Source organism: Actinoplanes sp. ATCC 53533 (assembly GCF_003947245.1).
In genome coordinates this window covers 1-3,518 of the sequence record NZ_QHHV01000298.1, presented here as the reverse complement: position 1 = coordinate 3,518, position 3,518 = coordinate 1, and the positions used below count along the sequence as shown (strand labels likewise).

Annotated in this window: 5 protein-coding genes and 1 pseudogene; 3 read left to right on the top strand and 3 right to left on the bottom strand. The window is 67.0% G+C overall.

The genetic code is table 11. The features are described 5' to 3' along the window. Positions 1–658 (top strand): S8 family serine peptidase (locus DMB66_RS54545; protein ID WP_148112885.1); only part of this gene is annotated, 658 nt, incomplete at its 5' end. A 202-nt stretch (positions 659–860) separates the two neighbouring features. Next, a pseudogene (locus tag DMB66_RS54535) lies at positions 861–1,270 on the top strand (DDE-type integrase/transposase/recombinase); the annotation flags it as partial. Between the two features lie 385 nt (positions 1,271–1,655). Here the strand turns inward: DMB66_RS54535 and DMB66_RS54530 are convergent. The 3 genes from DMB66_RS54530 to DMB66_RS54520 form a co-directional block, all read right to left on the bottom strand. Then, on the bottom strand, positions 1,656–2,075 hold the full coding sequence (locus DMB66_RS54530; RefSeq protein WP_125811922.1) for a hypothetical protein: 420 nt from the start codon (positions 2,073–2,075) through the stop codon (positions 1,656–1,658). Beyond that, on the bottom strand, positions 2,075–2,380 hold the full coding sequence (locus DMB66_RS54525; RefSeq protein WP_125811921.1) for a hypothetical protein: 306 nt from the start codon (positions 2,378–2,380) through the stop codon (positions 2,075–2,077). Before DMB66_RS54525 ends, DMB66_RS54530 begins: the two co-directional genes overlap by 1 nt. A 61-nt stretch (positions 2,381–2,441) precedes the next feature. Then, positions 2,442–2,759 (bottom strand): hypothetical protein, encoded by a 318-nt coding sequence (locus DMB66_RS54520; protein ID WP_125811920.1) that lies wholly within the window; start codon positions 2,757–2,759, stop codon positions 2,442–2,444. 468 nt (positions 2,760–3,227) lie between these two features. Between DMB66_RS54520 and DMB66_RS54515 the strand changes: the two genes are divergently transcribed. Beyond that, positions 3,228–3,518 (top strand): helix-turn-helix domain-containing protein (locus DMB66_RS54515; RefSeq protein WP_158647672.1); only part of this gene is annotated, 291 nt, incomplete at its 3' end.

Below are 3,518 nucleotides of genomic sequence, written 5' to 3'. Positions count from 1 at the left end.
CTTCCCGGCCAACTCTGCCTACACCCGGCAGATCGACGGCGCCAGCTGTGCGGCCATGCCCATCGAAGGGCGCCACGTGATCGGCGTCAGCGGCCTCGGGCCGTCGGGGGGCAAAGCCGACTACTCCAACTACGGTCTCCCCGAGGTCGAGCTCGGCGGCCCCGGCGGCTTCCGCAAAGACGGGCTGGGCACCCCTTCATTCGGTGCCAGGGAAAATCAGATCCTGTCGACGTACTCCCGCGCCGCAGCCACCGGCAAGGGCTGGCTGACTCCGGAGGGCGACATCACTCCGCTCGGCGATGCGCAGGGGATGCTCAGAGATTGCACCCAGGACGGCACCTGCTCGTTCTTCCGCTGGGCCGAGAGCACCAGCCGGGCCGCCCCACATGTCTCCGGCGCGGCCGCCCTGGTGATCAGCCAGTTTGGCATCAAAAACCGGCGTGGTGGCCGGATCAGCATGAACCCGGACAGCGTGCGGCACGTCCTGCTGACCAGCGCCCGCCGGCACCCTTGCCCGACACCGCGCCTGGTGTCCTACGCCGGCATCGGCCGTCCGCCAACGTACGACGCCTACTGTGAAGGCACCAAGTGGCACAACGGCTTCTACGGCTACGGCATCGTCGACGCATATGCCGCAGTCACACGTCGGCGCCCCTAAAGAGCCTGTTGACGAAGTTGAGCCGGGCTGGGCTACGCCCCCACGGGCACGGCAAAGTCGGAGAGTGCGCGGCTGAGGGCTCTGTGTCGATGTCCAGAGATATTTGACGGGGCGGGCACGGCTCCGGTGATCTTGAGGTTGTCCACGCCTTCAGATCACCCTGTGGAGTACCGTGCCCGCGCCGGCATCATTGCTGATCAACCGGGCCGTTGACCAGTATGGGCAGGTCATCGACGTGCTGGTCTCGATGCGCCGCGACGCCCAGGCCGCGCGCCGATTCTTCCGTCGGCGCTGGCCAGGCTGAAGGTGATGGCGAGCGAGGTCGTCACCGACGCGGCGCCCGTTTACCCAGCCGTGCTCGACGAATTGATCCCGTCAGCATGGCACCACGTCGAGCGCTATGCCAACAACCGGATCGAAGCCGATCACGGCCAGCTCAAGCACCGACTGCGACCGATGCGCGGCCTACGAGCTGACCGCACCGCCGGCGTCGTCATCGCCGGACACGCCTTCATGCAGAATCTTCGGCGCGGTCACTACGAGATCGGCCTGGAGGTCCCGCCCGCCCTGCGGGTCGCAGCGGCGTTTGCCGAACTCGCCCGAGCGATCTGATCGGACCACCCCGACGACGGGTTCAGCCTGCCGCCAGGCGCGACAACGCAACAGAGCCTCTCCTGCTACCCCCAACTCGCCGCGCGGATGGGGTGAACTCTCCGACGCCGGCATGACCCCCGAAACCATCGTCATCCGCCTACACGACGAAGGATTCCGCCACGCCAGAGACGACCGGGACATCGGCTGGCGCGCCATCGAACAAGTCCTCCTACGAACCGGACACACCATCAATCACCGCCACCTCACCCGCCGGGTCCATCACGACCAGGCCCCGTACGCCTCGCCGGCGTCACCAACATCGCCGCCGCCAACCGCCATCACGCCCGTGACAGCACCCGCCCGCTCGTCCTGCTGGGGATCATCTGACGACTTTGCCGGGGCCCTAGGCGTCACCCTGAGCGGCTGGCCGGAGCTTGATCGCTCGCAAAACCGCGCCGGCACCGACGGCGGAGGCGACCTGGTCGAGCGTGCCGGCCCCGGTGCGGCAGCCGGACCCAGGCCCACAGTCCTCCGCGCCGACGACCCGGTAGCAGCCCTCGCCGGCACCGAACGGATACGAGCGGCTGGCGGCGGCGAAGTAGGCCGCATAGCTCTCGGCGCTCGGATGCTCCAGGTAGGCATCGGCAGCCGCGATGGTCGCCGACACCGGATGTTCGGGGCCGAAACCCTGGTGGGCGACGAGCAGGCGGCCGGCCCGGGCGACTGCGCGGGTCAGCGCCTGGGTCGCCCACTCGTTGTCGGTGGTGTCGAACCAACCGACCAACCGCCGCAGGCGACGGGCATCCTCCTCGTCGTGATCCATCACCAAACGTTCGTAAAACCCTCGGTGTACGACCAATCACCGCACACCGTCATTTTCATCCTGTACTGTCCCTTGAGATTGACCTTTCCGTTCCAGATACCCGTACCGAAGTTCTGGGCGATGGAAAACGTGAAATCACCCTCCGAAACGGACGTGCCGTAGATGCCGGGAGTTTCGCCGTTCTCAATCCCCTTCCGCACGTCGACCCAATAGGTGGTTCCGTTGTCGACCCGATAGTTGATGCGCCACCCGTAACCGTAGGCCCGCCAAATCTTCACCCGGCTGCCCGATTGTTCGAAGACCATCGGTTCAGTCGGGATGTACTTCGTGGTGCGGCAGTCCCGCGCCTCATCAACCGGGGTCTCGTCATCGGTTTCGTCGGTGCTCTCGTCGTCGCTCGGGCTGGCGTCCGGGAGTCTCCTCGACCGGGGCGGTCTCGTCCGGGATGACGCCGAGGCCACCGGAGCCGGTCGAGTCGGAACCGCTACCGGCCAGGTCAGTGATATCGCTGGCCGGCGGCGTCGTCGGTTCCGGCGTCGTCACGACCGCAGCGCTCGTCGGCTCCGCGTCGGCATCCGGGGCACCGCGGGCCCAGACGGCCGCCCCGCCCGCGCCCACCACCACAAGGACCAGCAGAGCGATGAGCACTCGCCGTCGACGCAGAAACCGGGGAATCCTTCGCATTGTCACCTCATCCGTCGCAACCGGAATCAGGTCTGGCAGCAGTCCGATCCCTTGGAGTCGACTAAACAGGCGGGCGCTGGTGCGGACCATCCTGCGATCGGCGCGGCCGGCCGAACTGTTCGTCGACGGGCAGACTTCCGGTCGGCCTACCACGCACGATGGGCGCCCCCTCGGTCGAGCGAACAGGCGAGCTGCCCGGTGGAACGTCAGCATTCCTGCCCGACCTTTGTCACCAAAAGGCGGCTGGATCGGAACAGCTGGATGGCTCAGGGCCGGATGGACGCTGGCATCGGTTGACGGCCCGGCCCCGGACTTTGCCGGGGCCCTAGTGTCGCGTGTCTGAAGTTGTTTTGTGGTGTGGGTGCGGGACAATGAGGTATGTCTGTCGCTGCCGCGCTGGTTCTTCGTCCTGGTGATGGTGCTCGTCTGCGGGAGTTGACCCGTTCATCGACGGCGCCGGCAGGATTGGTGCAGCGAGCGAGGATCGTGTTGCTGGCCGCGGACGGGACGGCGAACGCGGCGATCGGCCGGCAGGTCGGGGTGTCCACGCCGACGGTCCTGGCGTGGCGTAACCGCTACGACGCTGGTGGCATCGACGCTCTGGTTGATCTGCCTCGTTCGGGTCGCCCGCCGGTGATCGACGAGGCGGCGATCATCACCCACACGCTGAACCCACCACCCGATGATGTAGCCGTGACGCACTGGTCCGCCCGACTCCTCGCCGATCACCTGACCAAGGCGGGTTGCCGGTCAGCTTCG